This window comes from Bacillus sp. CPT56D-587-MTF (genome assembly GCF_058792335.1).
This window is the reverse complement of the sequence record NZ_JBYTEF010000001.1, coordinates 4784352-4801665: the sequence shown is the minus strand read 5'-3', so window position 1 is coordinate 4801665 and position 17314 is coordinate 4784352. Positions and strand designations below refer to the sequence as shown.

Here is a 17314-nt window from a genome sequence, read left to right as displayed (position 1 = left end):
ATTTGATCTAGATTCTTTTTCTTATTGAAGTATTTTCTTTTTCATGTTTTCGAATGGAAAACATGTATTTGGTATGCCCTTTTTCCTAACTAAGCTGAGTAGTTACGATTTTATTAAGGAATTTTTGGTAGTCATATTCTTTAAAAGGAAACTTGAAAGAATATGACTTAGATTTAATACGAAATTTGTAACGTGAAATTGAAATAGCGAGACAGAGAAAAGGAACGTAACAAATGAAATAAAAACTTTTTCTGAATATGAGGCCCGACATCTTGCCGATTGTTGTCATAGTTATAAGACAAGTGTTACAATTATCATTAGGTATATACATTTTAGTTTTTTTAATTAGGAGAAAAATTGGCATAACATACATTTGATTTTTATAACGACTGATTGTAATAGAGAAAAAGAAAAACAATCGGAAGTTTTATTTTAATAAAAAGAGGAGCGTATTTCCTATGATCGGTATTTTAAAAAAGGTGTTTGATGTAAATCAACGCCAAATTAAACGTATGCAAAAGACAGTTGAGCAAATTGATGCATTAGAGTCATCTATTAAGCCACTAACTGATGAACAATTAAAAGGAAAGACGCTTGAATTTAAAGAACGTCTAACAAAAGGTGAAACAGTAGATGATTTACTACCTGAAGCTTTTGCAGTTGTTCGCGAAGCGGCAACTCGTGTTCTTGGAATGCGTCCATATGGCGTACAGTTAATGGGTGGTATTGCCTTACATGAAGGGAATATTTCTGAGATGAAAACGGGTGAAGGTAAAACGTTAACATCTACATTACCTGTATATTTAAATGCTTTAACAGGAAAAGGTGTTCACGTTGTTACAGTCAATGAATATTTAGCACAACGTGATGCGAGCGAAATGGGACAACTTCATGAGTTCCTTGGCTTAACGGTAGGAATTAACTTAAATAGTATGTCACGCGAAGAGAAACAAGAGGCTTATGCTGCTGATATTACGTATAGCACAAATAATGAGCTTGGATTCGATTACTTACGTGATAACATGGTTTTATATAAAGAGCAATGCGTTCAACGTCCACTTCACTTTGCTATTATCGATGAAGTCGATTCTATTTTAGTCGATGAAGCACGTACGCCGCTTATTATTTCAGGACAAGCTCAAAAATCAACAGAGCTATACATGTTTGCAAATGCATTTGTTCGTACGTTAGAAAATGAAAAAGATTATTCATTTGATGTGAAAACGAAAAATGTAATGCTAACAGAAGATGGTATTACGAAAGCAGAGAAAGCTTTCCATATTGAAAACTTATTCGATTTAAAACATGTAGCACTTCTTCACCATATTAATCAGGGGCTTCGTGCACACGTTGTTATGCATCGTGATACAGATTATGTTGTACAAGAAGGCGAAATCGTAATTGTAGACCAATTCACTGGTCGTCTTATGAAAGGTCGTCGTTATAGCGAAGGATTACACCAAGCGATTGAAGCAAAAGAAGGTGTAGAAATTCAAAATGAAAGCATGACGCTTGCAACAATTACATTCCAGAACTACTTCCGTATGTATGAAAAATTATCTGGTATGACTGGTACAGCGAAAACAGAGGAAGAGGAATTCCGTAACATTTACAATATGAACGTTATTGTAATTCCGACAAACAAACCGATTATTCGTGATGATCGTGCCGATTTAATCTTTAAATCAATGGAAGGTAAGTTCAATGCTGTTGTTGAGGATATTGTAAATCGTCATAAAAAAGGACAACCTGTTCTTGTAGGTACAGTTGCAATTGAAACTTCAGAGCTTATTTCAAAAATGTTAACGCGTAAAGGTGTACGTCATAACATCTTAAATGCGAAAAACCATGCTCGTGAAGCAGATATCATTGCAGAGGCTGGTATTAAAGGTGCTGTAACAATCGCGACGAACATGGCAGGTCGTGGTACAGATATTAAGCTTGGAGACGATGTGAAAAACGTTGGTTTAGCAGTTATCGGTACAGAGCGTCACGAAAGTCGTCGTATTGATAATCAGTTACGTGGTCGTGCTGGTCGTCAAGGGGACCCTGGTGTTACGCAGTTCTACTTATCGATGGAAGATGAATTAATGCGCCGATTTGGTTCAGATAATATGAAAGCAATGATGGACCGCCTTGGTATGGATGATTCTCAGCCGATTGAAAGTAAAATGGTTTCTCGTGCGGTAGAATCTGCACAAAAACGTGTTGAAGGAAATAACTATGATGCACGTAAGCAGTTACTGCAATATGATGATGTACTTCGTCAGCAACGTGAAGTTATTTACAAACAGCGTCAAGAGGTAATGGAGTCTGACAACTTACGCGGCATCATTGAAGGTATGATGAAATCTACAGTAGAACGTGCTGTTGCTCTTCATACACAAGAGGAAATTGAAGAAGATTGGAACATTAAAGGTCTTGTTGACTACTTAAATACAAACCTTCTTCAAGACGGAGATGTAAAAGAAGAAGAATTACGTCGCCTTGCTCCTGAGGAAATGAGCGAGCCAATTATTGCGAAATTAATTGAGCGATACAATGAAAAAGAAAAGCTTATGCCAGAAGAGCAAATGCGTGAGTTTGAGAAGGTTGTTGTATTCCGCGTTGTAGATACAAAATGGACAGAGCATATTGATGCGATGGATCACCTTCGTGAAGGTATTCATTTACGTGCTTACGGTCAAATTGATCCACTTCGTGAGTACCAAATGGAAGGGTTCGCGATGTTCGAGTCAATGGTTGCTTCTATTGAAGAGGAAATTTCTCGTTACATTATGAAAGCTGAAATTGAACAAAACTTAGAACGTCAAGAAGTTGTTCAAGGTGAAGCTGTTCATCCTTCTAGCGATGGCGAAGAAGCAAAGAAAAAGCCAGTTGTAAAAGGTGACCAAGTGGGCCGCAACGATTTATGTAAATGTGGTAGTGGTAAAAAATATAAAAACTGCTGTGGTATCGTTCAGTAATATAGGACGGTAGCTTTGGCTGTTTTGCAAACTTTTATATCAAAAATGTATAATTAAGAAGGATTAAACTCTCTCCGTAATAAGTGGAGAGAGTTTCCCTTGTTTTCATACGAAAGTAACAGCAATTACATAGAGGTGAAGGAAATGGAATTAGTAGAAATTAGACAGGAATTAGAGAAAATGGCTAAGCGATTAGCGGCTTTTAGGGGGTCTCTTTGACCTCCCTACTAAGGAGAAACAAATTGCAGAATTAGAAGAGAAAATGATGGGCGCAGGATTTTGGGATGACCAACAAGGAGCACAAGCTGTAATTAATGAAGCGAATGCGTTAAAAGATATGGTTGGAAAGTTCCGTCAGTTAGATGAGACGTTCGAAAATTTAGAAATCACGCATGAGCTTTTAAAAGAAGAGTATGATGAAGATTTACATGAGGAATTAGAATCAGAAGTAAAAGGCTTAATTCAAGAAATGAATGAGTATGAGCTTCAGTTACTATTAAGTGATCCTTATGATAAAAATAATGCGATTTTAGAATTACATCCAGGTGCAGGTGGAACTGAGTCGCAAGACTGGGGTTCTATGCTATTACGTATGTACACACGCTGGGCTGAAAAACGCGGATTCAAAGTAGAAACGGTTGACTATTTACCAGGTGATGAAGCTGGTATTAAGAGTGTAACTTTATTAATTAAAGGTCATAACGCTTACGGTTACTTAAAAGCAGAGAAAGGTGTACATCGTCTTGTACGTATTTCACCATTCGATTCTTCAGGGCGTCGTCATACATCATTCGTATCTTGTGAAGTTGTACCAGAGTTCAATGATGAAGTTGAAATCGAAGTACGTACAGAAGATTTAAAAATTGATACGTACCGAGCAAGTGGAGCTGGTGGACAGCACGTAAATACGACAGATTCAGCAGTTCGTATTACACATACACCGACAAATACGGTTGTAACATGTCAGTCGGAGCGTTCTCAAATTAAAAACCGTGAGCATGCGATGAAAATGTTAAAAGCGAAATTATATCAAAAGAAACTAGAAGAGCAACAAGCAGAATTAGATGAAATTCGCGGAGAGCAAAAAGAAATCGGATGGGGTAGCCAAATCCGTTCTTACGTATTCCACCCGTATTCTCTTGTAAAAGACCATCGTACAAATACGGAGGTTGGTAACGTACAAGCTGTTATGGATGGAGAGATTGATCCATTTATTGATGCTTACTTACGTTCTCGCATCTAATAAGCGAAAAAAAGCCAACGAAATTGTTGGCGCATGCTGAGGACAATAGAGGATATAAAGAATTTGATTTTATTTTTATAGATGAAGTAAAGAGGAAGAGAAGTTGGGAACGACAACTTCTCTTTTTGATGGGATTATATGTAGATTACAATGCTGTATATTGTTTTGTAAAAAGTAGAGAATAGTAAAATAGAGCGGTAATATGATAAAGATTTATATAGAACTTTCTAATTTTCCTTTTAAAAAGGATGCTTTATAGGAGTTTTTTAAGTTGTTCACAGAATTGAAACAACTTATGAAAGCATTATTTTATCAAGGTTCTCACTGTATTTTTGAGGAATATGAAATACACCTTAGTTTTTCTATATAAAGATAATGCTTATAATGAAAATGAGTGTGTTATGAATAAAAAGAATATCAACAATGGGGAGCGATAGAAGTGAAAAAGAAATTGTTGGCTATTGCGCTAGGGACATCGGTTGTTTTTGCTTTAGGAGCATGCGGAAATAAAGAAGAGAGTAAGTCTTCGAAACAGTCTGCAAGCACAGACAGCGCAGAACAAATTTTCCAAAGAAGTTGTGCGGGATGTCACGCAACAGATTTATCAGGGGCAACTGGACCTGATTTAAGAAAAGTAGGCGGTAAGTACGACGCTGCAGATATCGAAGAGATTATTAAAAAAGGCCGCGGTTCAATGTCACCAGGACTTATTCAAGGTGAAGATGCGAAAAAAGTGTCTGAATGGTTAGCTGAACATAAATAAAAAAGGTGAAATGGACGAGTTGATAATATAGTCAACTCGTTTTCCTTTTTTCTGGTATGTAACATAACTGTAACAAAAATGTATCCAAATTGGAAACCGTTTGATGTTACAATGGGGTTTGTAGAATTTTGCTGAAATATATTACATAGAGTGGTATTGCTTATGAGAAAGCATAAGTAAACTATCTTCAACAAGGATGACTAAATGAAAATGAAGGATGTCTTTTGTTTTCAGATGTACAGAAAAGTATTTCGAAAAAAATCATTAAGTATTGGGTGATAAATAATGATAAAAATGACGAATGTTTATAAGGAGTACCCGAATGGTATGAAAGCCATTGCTGGTCTTACAGTTAACATTAAACAAGGTGAATTCGTATACGTAGTTGGACCGAGTGGAGCCGGAAAATCTACATTTATTAAAATGATGTATCGTGAAGAGAAACCATCTACAGGATCTATTAATGTAAATGGACTTACTATCGAAACATTGGCAGAAAGAGATGTTCCGTATTTCCGTCGTCAATTAGGCGTGATTTTCCAAGATTTCAAATTGCTACCTAAATTAACGGTATATGAGAATGTTTCGTTTGCTTTAGAAGTAATTGAAGAAGAACCGGATGCAATTCGTGAGCGTGTAACAGAAGTTCTAGGTCTTGTAGGCCTTGAAGATCGTGCAGATGCACTTCCAAGTGAGCTTTCGGGCGGGGAGCAACAACGTGTGGCTATTGCAAGAGCAATTGTAAATAGACCAAAGGTTGTAATTGCCGATGAGCCAACAGGTAACTTAGATATTGAAACAGCTCTTGATATTATGAATATTTTTACTCGCATTAATGAGCGCGGCACAACGATTGTTATGGCGACGCATAATGCAGATATCGTAAATACAATCCGTCATCGTGTAATCGCGATTGAAGGCGGAAAAATTGTTCGAGATGAGATTGAGGGAGGATACGGATATGAAGGCTAAGACCCTTAGTCGACATTTGCGAGAAGGTGTAAAGAATCTATCACGTAACGGATGGATGACATTTGCTTCTGTTAGTGCAGTAACAGTTACATTATTACTTGTAGGTGTCTTTTTAACAGCGATTATGAATATGAACCATTTTGCGACGAAAGTAGAGCAAGATGTAGAGATTCGTGTACACATTGATCCAGCTGCAAAAGAAGCGGATCAAAAGAAATTAGAAGAAGATATGAGTAAGATTGCAAAAGTAGATTCTATTAAATATTCTTCTAAAGAAGAAGAGTTAAAACGTTTAATTAAAAGCTTAGGTGATAGTGGAAAAACGTTTGAGTTATTTGAACAAGATAACCCACTTAAAAACGTATTCGTTGTAAAAGCGAAAGAACCAACCGATACAGCGACAATCGCGAAGAAGGTTGAAAAAATGCAGTTTGTTAGTAATGTTCAGTACGGAAAAGGGCAAGTTGAACGATTATTTGATACTGTAAAAACTGGTCGTAACATTGGGATTGCGTTAATTGCTGGTCTTTTATTCACAGCGATGTTCTTAATCTCTAATACAATTAAAATTACAATTTATGCTCGTAGTACAGAAATTGAAATTATGAAACTTGTTGGTGCAACAAACTGGTTTATTCGTTGGCCATTCTTGCTAGAGGGATTATTCTTAGGAGTATTAGGATCAATTATTCCAATTGGCCTAATTCTAATTACGTATAATTCGTTGCAAGGTGTGTTTAATGAAAAACTTGGCGGAACAATTTTCGAGCTTCTACCATACAGTCCATTCGTATTCCAATTAGCTGGTTTACTAGTGTTAATCGGTGCTTTAATCGGTATGTGGGGAAGTGTAATGTCAATTCGTCGCTTCTTAAAAGTATAAAAAGTTGCAAACATAATTCGTACAAGCTTATCATATAGTAGAAATAGGTAAAGGCATCACACACTGTGTGATGCCTTTTGCTACACCACCTGTGTGTTTTGGAAAGGGGAATTCCGCATTGAAACGTAGAGTTGCAATTATTGGAATGGTTGTTGCATTTTTAATTGGTGCTGGCGGAATGTTTGCAGGCATGTCTGTATTTGGGGTTAACCCATCAGAAGTAACGCAAACAATTTCGAGTGGGAATGCTAGCACTGCGCAAGGGAATTTGGCAAAAATTAATGAGGCGTATGCACTAATTGATTCACGTTATGTGGAAGACGTGAAAGATGAAAAGTTAGTTGAAGGTGCAATACAAGGTATGTTGTCTACGCTGAAGGACCCTTATTCCACGTATATGGATAAAGAAACAGCCAAGCAGTTTAGTGAATCGCTTGATCCCGAATTAGAGGGGATTGGGGCTGAGGTGAACAAGACGGACGGTAAGCTTATTATCGTATCGCCAATTAAAGGTTCACCAGCAGAAAAGATAGGAATTAAACCGAATGACCAAATTTTATCTGTAGATGGAAACAGTGTGAAAGACTTATCACGTGAAGAAGCAGTATTAAAAATTCGTGGTAAAAAGGGAACGACTGTCGCAATTGAAATTAAACGTGCGGGAGTAACTGATCCGATTGTATTTAAAATTAAGCGTGAAAAGATTCCGATCTTTACAGTGTTTAGTTCTGTGAAGCAAGAGAGCGGAAAAGATATCGGTTATATGCAAATCACTTCTTTTGCTGAAAATACAGCGAAAGAATTTAAGGATCAGTTAAAAGAGTTAGAGAAGAAAAATATAAAAGGCTTAGTTATTGACGTGCGTGGTAATCCTGGTGGCTACTTAAATAGTGTAGAAGATATACTAGGGGAAATTATGACGAATAAAAAGCCGATGCTACAAGTAGAGCAGCGAAATGGTGAGAAGAAGAAATTCTCTACGGAACTGAAAGAGAGAAAACCATATCCAATTTCAGTATTAATTGATAATGGAAGTGCTTCTGCTTCAGAGATTTTAGCGGGTGCGTTAAAAGAAGGAGAAGGATACGATTTAATTGGTGAAAAGACATTTGGTAAAGGTACTGTCCAGCAAGCTGTTCCATTTAAAGACGGCAGCAACATTAAATTAACGATGTTTAAATGGTTAACGCCGGATGGGAACTGGATTCATAAAAAAGGAATCGCGCCAACAGTAGAAGTGAAGCAACCAAATTATTATCATGCGACACCAATTCAAATTGAAAAAACACTTTCATACAATTCAAATGATGTACAAGTAAAACATGCTCAGGAAATGCTTAAGAGCTTAGGTTATGTACCAGGTCGTGAAGATGGATACTTTAGTAAAGAGACAGAATCGGCTCTGAAAGCATTCCAAAATGCAAATGAAATGGAAGCGACGGGACAGCTTGATAAAAAGACAGCTGAAGCGATTCAAACTAAAATTATCGAAAAAATCCGTTCTGGAGAAAATGATCTACAATTACAGTCAGCATTAAAATTAATGGCAAAATAAGAAGAAATACAGGCAGTTTGCTGCCTGTATTTTTTTGTGTTAAACAAACGTTTGTTTAGTTATGATAATATAAAAAGAAAGAATGATATAAATGGTGGTGAATGAGTTCATGGAGGCATGGATTTTTGAAATAATGCGGGCAGTTGGACGTTTTTTCTTACACCCTGCTGTCTATATATTTGTAATAAGTAGTATCTTCGTTGGATACTTACGTATGTTAAGAGAACGAAAAGATTTTTCTTTTAAAGTTTATGATATTTGGTTTGAACTGCGAACCTCTCTATTTGCAGGGATTGGATACGGATTAGTAGTATCTATTATTACGATTGGGCTTGGACTTGTTGTTTCTAAAGCAAGCTTATGGGCCATTTTAATTTGGACGTTACTATTTGGATTAACGGCTATGTATCGATATTTATCGGCGGCTTATACATTTAGCATTGCGATTGTATGTGTTCTATTATCTTCTAAGCTACCAGTTTCCTTTTTACAGCTTCGAGAAGGTGAAGAGAGTACCGTTGTATCCCTTGTTATTTTACTAGGCGTTATGCTTATTGTAGAAGGCTTATTGATTTCTAAAAACGCAGTAGGATATTCGACGCCGAGGATTAGGCAGGGGAAGCGTGGATTAAAGATTGGTTTACACGAATCAAAGCGTTTATGGATCGTTCCTATTTTTATTCTTGTACCGGGTGATGCGGTAACGCAGTTTATTTCATGGTGGCCTGTCGTTTCAATAGGTTCAAATACATATTCTCTATTCCTCGTTCCATTTTTAATTGGATTTATGAGAAATATTAAAAGTTATGAGCCGACGGAAGCTTTATTATTTACAGGAAGACGTGTTTATGGGTTAGCAGGACTTGTGCTCGTTTTAGGAATCGCAAGTTACTGGTGGCACGTACTTGCAATTATCGCGATGGGAGTCGCTATGCTTGGGCGTTTCACAATTTCGATGCAAGAAAAAATTGCCGATGAAACAAGACCAGCGTATTTTGCTGCACGCAATGATGGGCTCGTTGTACTAGATACAATTCCAAATACAATTGGAGCAGAGCTGAAATTACTGCCTGGAGAAATTATTACGAAAGTAAATGGAGTCATTCCAAAAAGCGCCGAGGAATTTTATGATGCGCTTCAAACGAAGACGACAGGAGCATTTTGTAAATTAGAAGTATTAGATACAAATGGTGAGCTTCGTCTTGCACAAACTGCATTATATGCTGGTGGACATCACGAATTAGGTATTGTATTCGTTGAACAGGAGCATGAGTGGGATTCGGAAGCGATGTAATAGAAGGAATGGTATCACCTTGTGGTGGTACCTTTTTTGTTTTTGGGGATGGGAGAGTAGTTAGTAAATGAAGTTTATATCAGCGCAACTCGAAATATATCGGCGATTATTCGAATATATCGACTTTCCAGCAAAAAACGACAACTATCGCAAAGCTTATTTTCAGTTTCATAGACGGATAACTTGAATAATTATTTGATAATGGTTATCATTTAGGGAGTCTTTTTAATTTTGGAAAATGGAGGTAAGATATGCTGCGTAAATTTTTCTCGTACTATAAACCGTATAAAGGTTTATTTATACTCGACTTTTCTTGTGCGGTTGTCGCAGGATTATTAGAACTCGGCTTCCCGCTTATCGTAAATCAATTTATTGATAAGTTATTGCCAGGGCAAAACTGGACGCTTATTTTATGGGCTTGTTTCGGTTTACTCGCAGTTTATATGTTAAATGCAGGCTTACAATATGTCGTTACATATTGGGGACATATGCTTGGTGTTAACATTGAAACAGATATGAGGCAGAAATTATTTGATCATATTCAAAAGCTATCATTCAGATTTTTTGATAATAATAAAACAGGTCATTTAATTTCACGCCTTACAAACGATTTAATGGAAATTGGGGAAATTGCTCACCATGGACCAGAAGATTTATTTATCGCCGTAATGACTTTAGTTGGGGCATTCTCATTTATGATGATGATCAACTGGAAGTTAGCGTTATTAACGTTCTTCGTCATTCCATTCCTATTATGGTTAGCGCTGTACTTCAATAAAAAAATGACAGGTACATTTAGACGTTTATTCTCAGATGTTGCTGATTTCAATGCATGTATTGAGAACAACGTTGGTGGTATTCGCGTTGTACAAGCATTCGGAAATGAAAAGTTTGAGAAAGAGCAATTTGCTGTGAACAACGCTCGTTTCCGTACAACGAAATTAATGGCGTATAAAATTATGGCGTTAAATTCGTCGATTAGTTATATGCTCATGCGTCTCGTAACGCTCTTCGTCTTAATATGCGGTACATGGTTTGTTCTGCAAGGAGAATTAACGTACGGTGGATTTATCGGATTCGTTCTATTAACGAATATTTTCTTCCGCCCAATTGAAAAAATTAACGCGGTAATCGAAAGCTATCCGAAAGGAATCGCTGGTTTTAAAAGGTATGTAGAGCTTCTTGAAACAGAGCCTGACATTGTAGACTCTAAAGATGCAATGGAAGTGAACCATGTACACGGTGATATTCAATATAACAACATTACGTTTGGATATGAAAACAAAGAACCGATTTTAAATGACATTAGTTTGAAAATACATGCAGGTGAAACAGTTGCGTTCGTTGGACCATCAGGAGCTGGGAAAACGACGTTATGTAGCCTATTACCACGTTTTTATGAGCAATCATCTGGATCAATTCAAATTGATGGAATTGATACGAAAGATATGACATTATCTTCACTTCGTAAGCAAATTGGAATTGTGCAGCAAGATGTGTTCTTATTCTCAGGAACAATTCGTGAAAATATCGCTTACGGAAATTTAAAAGCATCAGAAGCTGAAATTTGGCAGGCAGTAAAACGTGCGCAATTAGAAGATTTAATTTACTCACAGCCGGACGGTTTAGATACTGTTATCGGTGAGCGCGGCGTGAAACTTTCAGGTGGACAAAAGCAGCGTCTAGCTATTGCTCGTATGTTCTTGAAAAACCCTCCAATTTTAATATTGGATGAAGCAACTTCTGCATTAGATACAGAGACAGAACTTGCGATTCAAAAATCGCTTGCGGAGCTATCTGTTGGCCGTACAACATTAGTTATCGCTCACAGACTTGCAACGATTAAAAATGCAGATCGCATCGTCGTTGTAAATAAAGATGGTATTGCAGAACAAGGTTCACATAATGAATTAATTGAGCAAGGCGGAGGATACAGTAGGTTATACGAAGCTCAGTTTAGTTCGTAAATATAATTTGTACTGAATTAGTGCACCATAAGTAGGTAAAAATCTCATATGGGAGGCTATAAAGTATGATTGTAACAACAACTTCTACAATTCAAGGGAAAGAGATTATTGATTATGTCGATATCGTGAATGGAGAAGCGATTATGGGTGCAAATATCGTTCGTGATCTTTTCGCTTCTGTCCGTGATGTTGTCGGTGGTCGCTCAGGCGCTTACGAAAGCAAATTGAAAGAAGCACGTGACATCGCAATGGAAGAGATGAAAACTCTTGCAAGACAAAAAAATGCGAATGCCATCGTTGGTATCGACGTGGATTACGAAGTAGTTCGCGAAGGGATGCTAATGGTTGCTGTGAGCGGGACTGCTGTCCGTATCTAAAGTGAGAAGCCGTGCTGATGCACGGCTTTTTGTATGCTATGTCGAAGATTCAATATTTCTTGGGAAATGCGGAAGGTCCCGTCGATATATAGGGAAGACATTAGAGTGCTTCTTTACATTTCCGGATTTTAACTAATAATGTTTCGTATTCTTGTTCGAGAGATGAGATATCATTGTGATGATTTGGTATGGAAATTCGGCCGATGACTTCTGTTAATTTTGTTTGTAATCGTAACAACTCTTGCTCAGTAACGTTTACAGAATCTCCGGTGGTTCTTTTTGTGTATTGCTCGTAATTACCGTGGAATACTCTAGGTTCACTCTCATCTACTTGTAGAATATGGTCTGCAACAGAGCGAATAAAGGCACGGTCATGGCTAATGAAAAGTATTGTGCCAGGATATTCTTGTAACATGGTTTCTAATTCTTCTTGCGTTGCTAAGTCTAAATAGTTTGTCGGTTCATCTAGCAGAAGCATATTATAGTTTCCTAAAAATACTTTTGCGAGTGCAACCTTCATTCGTTCACCCCCGCTTAGAATGTGCACGGGTTTATGAACATCCTCACGGCGGAATAGAAGTCGTGCAAGTATTGTGCGAACGAATGCTTCTGTATAGTTTGTTTCTTCTAGAACATTTTCTAAAATGGTTTTATCTGTTTTTAAAATAGATAATGTTTGTTCGAAGTATCCAATTTTACAACTTTTCGATAGCTGCATGCCACGCTCGTTTGTGAGAAGCATGTTGAACAAAGTGGTTTTGCCGCTTCCATTTGCCCCTAAAACGGCAAGCTTTGCACCAGGGGCAATAGTTCCATTCATATTTTTAAATAGTATACAGTCGCCTATTTTCTTTGTTGCTTTATTGAATTGTACTGCCACCTTACTATGAATGGGTGTATGGTATTGCACGTCAAATTGAGCTTGAGAAAGATCCTTTGGCTTTTCCTTCTTTTCTAGTTTTTCGAGACGTGTCTCTAATGCTTTCGCTGCTTTACTAACCTGTTCTTGGCCATGAGCCCCACTTAACCTATAAAGTCTAGATTCAGATGAACTGAACCGTGTTGGGATTTTTTTCATGTTAGAAGCACGTTGCTTTCTTTGTAGAATGGACTGTTCTAAACGATTTTTTTCTTGTATATATTGCTCATATTCTGCTTGTTTTTGTATTCGTTCACGTTCTTTTTGTTTTCGATAGTTTGAATAATTACCTTTGTACTCTTGAATAATACCGTCTTCAATTTCAATAATTTTGGTACATATATTATCTAGAAATTCACGGTCATGCGATATTAAAACAAGTGCCCATTTATAAGATGAAAGTGCCTTTTCTAATTGCTCTGTACCGACCATATCTAAGTGGCTTGTTGGTTCATCAGCGAATAAAATGCCTGCATTTTGTTCGAGAGCATGCGCAATCTTTAGTCGCATTCGTTCACCGCCGCTCATTGCGTCGGTAACGTTTGAAATACTCCATTTTCCTTTTGCGAGAGAAGAAGCGGTTTCCGGTAGTTCTTCACTGAGCTGAGGAATGATGGCGATAGAACTATGATGAGTTACTATGCCTCTGTCAGCTTCTATTTCTTTACTTAATATTTGTAATAACGTAGATTTACCAGCTCCGTTGACTCCGACAATTCCTATGCGATCCTGTGCTTGAATTTCCAGTGATGGTAATGTAAATAGTGTGCGATCACCAAAGCTCTTTTCAATATTACGTGCGAATAAAATAGTCATAAAAAAACCTCCCTAGTTTCACTAGAGAGGATAAACGTCGCCCTTGTATGTAAAAAATCGTACATAAATAAACGATTTTTTACATGATCGTTTCGAAAGAAAGTATCGACAAATGGACAGACTAATCCCCTGCTAGTTTTCATCATTTTTGTTCACTATTTGTGATGGATGAAATAAATAAGAGAATTAGAACTTCATTGGTCAAAGTACCTTCCTTTCATAATATTACTTTTATTGTATGCGTATACAAAAGGGTTTGTCAAACTTATTTCTGTTCGCTATTTTTGAATTTATTATTATACAATTGTGCTTTTGCCAGCGCCTCAGCATCGTTTTTAATTTCATCCAGTCCATTCGCATCTCCAATAACATAACCTTCAAATGAAGAACCAACAAAATCAAAGATATATTGGAATTGAGCAATAAGCGGTAATGCTTTTAGCTTTGGATTATCCCCGCCAACGATGACAACATACATTTTTTTGCCTTTCATTTTTTCTTTGAAATGAAGAGATGTATCGCGCAAGCTTTGTGACCAGCGATCAACAAAGTTTTTCATATGTCCACTCATTCCGTACCAATATAATGGTGTAGCAAAGATAATCGTGTCGTGCTCTAGCATGCGTTTGGTTAACTGCTCATAGTCATCATTTACGGATTGGAATCCTTCTGCATCATGACGTTGGTCTGTAATAGGATAGACGGTATGATCACGCAAATAAATTTGTTCTGTTTCAATGTCCTCTATCATCATATGTGTTAAAGCTTCTGTATTTCCGTTTTGTCTTGAACTGCCATGTATAACAAACATGTAATCATTCCTTTTCTTTTGCTTGTTTTAGGAGTGAAACGTGTTTTTGCAAATTCGCTTGGATGTTGGAAAGTAATGTGATTTGCTTTGTTACTTCATTGAGTTTATCTTCGTAAAGCGTAAGGATACTGCTACACGGATTATCGTACAGGTGCGGTTCAATTTCAAGGCAGCGCAGCATCCTTGCCGTCTCTTCTAAATTTAAGCCAATTTGTAAGTACATTTGAATAAGCTCCACTTTTTCGATGGCACTTTCATCAAAATCACGGTAACCATTTGCAAGGCGCTTAGTAGGGAGTAAGCCCTTTTCTTCGTAATGTCTTAGTGATCTTTCACTAACGCCAGTTTCTTTTGATAATTCTCCAATTCGCAATGCGTTTCACTCCTTCTACATGTATTGTAAACCTTCACACTAATGTGAGGGTCAACTCTGTTTTTTCGCAAAAGAATCTACATGATTTAAGAACACTTGAATGGCTTTAGATAGAATGAAATATTTACCGCGTACGATGGAAAACGGACGGATTAGTTGTTCATTTGGAACTTCGACGTGGAATAGTTCTTTTGCTAATAGCTCTTTCCGTACAGTCCAATCAGAAAGGATAGCGATGCCAAGCCCGGCACTAACAGCTTCCTTTACGCTTTGGATACTACTGAATGTAAAGAATCGTTTCATTTTTAAATGGTGTTGATGAATAAAGCGGTCACTATAAGCGCGTGTACCAGAACCACTTTCTCTTAGTACCCATACTTGATCTTGGAGTGTGCTTTCATTTATTTCCTTTGTGCGGAGTAGTGGATGATTTGGCGGAACGACGAGCTTCATTTCATCTTGCATAAATGTTTCAACGTTAACATCAGCGTATACGACTTGCCCTTCCACTAAGCCGATATCAATTTGATTAGAGCGAAGACTTTGCAAAACTTCTTCTGTATTTGAGATAAAGGTATGCACTTCGACGCGTGGATTTTCATTCGCATAGTTAGCGAGTATTTTTGGAAGTAAGTATTCACCAATTGTAAAACTAGCACCGATGCGAAGTGTTCCTGTTACAACGTTATGTAGTTCATTAATTTCTTGCTTAGCATCTTCGTAAAGAGAGAGCATTTGCTTTGCATGTATATATAATATGTTTCCAGCTTCCGTAACTTGGACATGCTTCGGGGAGCGTTGAATAAGTGTAGTGCCAAATTCGTTTTCTAAGTTGCGTATATGCATACTTACTCCGGGCTGTGAAAGGTTTAATAATTCTGCTGCACGGGAGAAGTGTTTCTGTTCAACGACAGTAACAAAAATTTTTAAAATGTCTACGTTCATATAATGGGCTCCTTTCTTTTCTATCATCTTATCATAAGTATTTCTGATGATAGAGATTCGGTATTGGTATTAAACTTATTATAGAAACTCTCTTATAATGTAAGTAGAAAGAACATGCATGTTCCAATACGATTATTGGGGTGGTACAAGGTGGAACAAACACTTGTTATACAAAAGAAGAAGGGCTTTGGATTTTCGCAAGGAATTGGGATTACATTATTAATCGCAATTGCCGCGAAATATTTAGCGGAGCTTCCATTTTTAAATATTATGGGACAATTAGTAATTGCTATTCTAATTGGGATGGTTTGGCGCGCTGCAATTGGAGTTCCTCATGATGCGATTGCAGGAACGAACTTTGCGAGTAAGAAGTTACTGCGCTTTGGGATCATCTTACTTGGAATGCGATTAAATCTTGTTGATATTGCGAAGGCGGGGCCGAAAGTATTGGTCATCGCGGCGGTTGTTATTACATTTACTATTTTTGTTGTATACGGACTAACGAAAGTATTTAAAGTAGAAAAGAAACTTGGGATTTTAACAGCATGCGGTACGGCAATTTGCGGCGCGGCCGCGGTCGTGGCAATTGCACCGCAAGTGAAAGCAAAAGATGACGAAACAGCAGTTGGAGCAGCGATCATCGCGATTTTAGGTACAATATTTACGCTTATTTATACGTTATTATATCCAGTGCTTGGTTTATCTCCATACGGATATGGAGTGTTCTCAGGGGCGACACTGCATGAAATTGCTCACGTAATTGCGGCTGCGGCGCCAGGAGGAAGCACGGCTGTAGATATCGCAGTTATCGTGAAACTAACGCGCGTTGCAATGCTTGTACCAGTAGCGATTTTAATCGGATTATGGTTTGGTAAGAGTGAAGGTAGCGAGGAAAAAAGATCATGGCGCGACCTTCCAATTCCATGGTTCATCTTCGGGTTCTTAGCGATGAGTGCAGTGCATTCGCTCGGGATTATTCCAGAAGTTGTTGCGGGATACATTGTTGTTCTTGCTTACATGCTTATCGCAATGGCGATGGCAGGGCTCGGTTTAAATGTAGAGTTTAAAACGTTCCGTAAATTAGGAAGTAAAGCATTTGTGGCGGGGCTGATTGGCTCGGTTTGCTTATCGGTTCTTGGATACGTTCTTGTATATGCGTTAGGATTTATGTAGTAGAGGAGAAAGCTGTTCCCGAAGGTGCTTGGGGACAGCTTTTTCTTATGTTTATAGTAGCGCTACGGATGTCGATATATTTGGAAAATCGCCGATATAAATGGAGTTGCGCTGATATATTTGGGAAATCGCCGATATATTTCAAGTTGCGCTGATATATTTAGAAAGTCGCTGATATAAATTGAATTACTCTTGTACTTTGTTAGAGTAGATGTTCAATGAAACATTTTTCTAAAATTTGTAAAGATATCTTTACT

The 17314-nt window shown here is 37.5% G+C and carries 14 protein-coding genes; 10 read left to right on the top strand and 4 right to left on the bottom strand.

The genetic code is table 11. The annotated features are described in order from the left end of the window. Positions 1-458 precede the first annotated feature (458 nt). From secA to AC3WVZ_RS24785, 9 genes are all read left to right on the top strand, one after another. Positions 459-2966: a preprotein translocase subunit SecA gene (gene secA / locus AC3WVZ_RS24825; protein ID WP_000579385.1), complete on the top strand. Its 2508-nt coding sequence runs from the start codon at positions 459-461 to the stop codon at positions 2964-2966. 144 nt (positions 2967-3110) lie between these two features. After that, positions 3111-4209, top strand: a protein-coding gene (prfB, locus tag AC3WVZ_RS24820) for a peptide chain release factor 2 (protein WP_096001716.1) whose coding sequence is annotated in 2 segments (ribosomal slippage) — positions 3111-3182 and positions 3184-4209 — 1098 coding nt in all. Because the reading frame shifts where the segments join, the coding sequence is not laid out codon by codon here. 439 nt (positions 4210-4648) lie between these two features. After that, entirely contained in the window at positions 4649-4972 is a 324-nt protein-coding gene (gene cccB, locus AC3WVZ_RS24815) for a cytochrome c551 (RefSeq protein ID WP_000727971.1), read from the top strand. 285 nt (positions 4973-5257) lie between these two features. Next, a complete protein-coding gene (gene ftsE, locus AC3WVZ_RS24810) occupies positions 5258-5944 on the top strand; it encodes a cell division ATP-binding protein FtsE (RefSeq protein WP_000594321.1) in 687 nt (228 codons plus the stop codon). After that, positions 5934-6827 (top strand): permease-like cell division protein FtsX, encoded by an 894-nt coding sequence (gene ftsX / locus AC3WVZ_RS24805; protein WP_000645027.1) that lies wholly within the window; start codon positions 5934-5936, stop codon positions 6825-6827. The genes ftsE and ftsX overlap by 11 nt, the downstream gene beginning before the upstream one ends. A gap of 118 nt (positions 6828-6945) precedes the next feature. After that, positions 6946-8382, top strand: coding sequence for a S41 family peptidase (locus AC3WVZ_RS24800; RefSeq protein ID WP_000830313.1), 1437 nt, complete (start codon positions 6946-6948; stop codon positions 8380-8382). Between the two features lie 109 nt (positions 8383-8491). Beyond that, positions 8492-9676, top strand: coding sequence for a PDZ domain-containing protein (locus AC3WVZ_RS24795; protein WP_000388609.1), 1185 nt, complete (start codon positions 8492-8494; stop codon positions 9674-9676). Positions 9677-9927: 251 nt separating this feature from the next. Then, complete coding sequence (locus AC3WVZ_RS24790) at positions 9928-11643, top strand: ABC transporter ATP-binding protein (protein WP_065382085.1); 1716 nt, start codon at positions 9928-9930, stop codon at positions 11641-11643. Between the two features lie 65 nt (positions 11644-11708). Continuing rightward, positions 11709-12020 carry a YbjQ family protein gene (locus AC3WVZ_RS24785; protein WP_000637521.1) on the top strand — a complete coding sequence of 104 codons (312 nt, stop codon included), beginning with the start codon at positions 11709-11711 and terminating at the stop codon, positions 12018-12020. A 100-nt stretch (positions 12021-12120) separates the two neighbouring features. Here the strand turns inward: AC3WVZ_RS24785 and abc-f are convergent, their stop codons facing one another. The 4 genes from abc-f to AC3WVZ_RS24765 all read right to left on the bottom strand — a co-directional run bounded on the left by abc-f (position 12121) and on the right by AC3WVZ_RS24765 (position 15884). After that, a complete protein-coding gene (gene abc-f / locus AC3WVZ_RS24780; protein WP_233935546.1) occupies positions 12121-13755 on the bottom strand; it encodes a ribosomal protection-like ABC-F family protein in 1635 nt (544 codons plus the stop codon). Between the two features lie 265 nt (positions 13756-14020). After that, the gene (locus tag AC3WVZ_RS24775) at positions 14021-14566 is read right to left on the bottom strand and encodes a flavodoxin family protein (protein WP_000497611.1); all 546 of its coding nucleotides are present in this window, start codon (positions 14564-14566) and stop codon (positions 14021-14023) included. A gap of 4 nt (positions 14567-14570) precedes the next feature. Beyond that, a complete protein-coding gene (locus AC3WVZ_RS24770; RefSeq protein ID WP_001219225.1) occupies positions 14571-14939 on the bottom strand; it encodes a MerR family transcriptional regulator in 369 nt (122 codons plus the stop codon). Between the two features lie 51 nt (positions 14940-14990). Beyond that, a complete protein-coding gene (locus AC3WVZ_RS24765; RefSeq protein WP_050279520.1) occupies positions 14991-15884 on the bottom strand; it encodes a LysR family transcriptional regulator in 894 nt (297 codons plus the stop codon). A 150-nt stretch (positions 15885-16034) separates the two neighbouring features. Here AC3WVZ_RS24765 and AC3WVZ_RS24760 point away from each other — a divergent pair, with 150 nt between their 5' ends. Continuing rightward, on the top strand, positions 16035-17057 hold the full coding sequence (locus AC3WVZ_RS24760) for a YeiH family protein (RefSeq protein ID WP_050279521.1): 1023 nt from the start codon (positions 16035-16037) through the stop codon (positions 17055-17057). Positions 17058-17314: the final 257 nt, after the last annotated feature.

Excerpts from the sequence above, each read along its gene's own strand:
- secA (WP_000579385.1), top strand. The coding sequence starts at position 459 with ATGATCGGTATTTTAAAAAAGGTGTTTGATGTAAATCAACGCCAAATT.
- ftsE (WP_000594321.1), top strand. The coding sequence starts at position 5,258 with ATGATAAAAATGACGAATGTTTATAAGGAGTACCCGAATGGTATGAAA.
- ftsX (WP_000645027.1), top strand. The coding sequence starts at position 5,934 with ATGAAGGCTAAGACCCTTAGTCGACATTTGCGAGAAGGTGTAAAGAAT.
- AC3WVZ_RS24795 (WP_000388609.1), top strand. The coding sequence starts at position 8,492 with ATGGAGGCATGGATTTTTGAAATAATGCGGGCAGTTGGACGTTTTTTC.
- AC3WVZ_RS24790 (WP_065382085.1), top strand. The coding sequence starts at position 9,928 with ATGCTGCGTAAATTTTTCTCGTACTATAAACCGTATAAAGGTTTATTT.
- AC3WVZ_RS24785 (WP_000637521.1), top strand. The coding sequence starts at position 11,709 with ATGATTGTAACAACAACTTCTACAATTCAAGGGAAAGAGATTATTGAT.
- abc-f (WP_233935546.1), bottom strand. The coding sequence starts at position 13,755 with ATGACTATTTTATTCGCACGTAATATTGAAAAGAGCTTTGGTGATCGC.
- AC3WVZ_RS24775 (WP_000497611.1), bottom strand. The coding sequence starts at position 14,566 with ATGTTTGTTATACATGGCAGTTCAAGACAAAACGGAAATACAGAAGCT.
- AC3WVZ_RS24765 (WP_050279520.1), bottom strand. The coding sequence starts at position 15,884 with ATGAACGTAGACATTTTAAAAATTTTTGTTACTGTCGTTGAACAGAAA.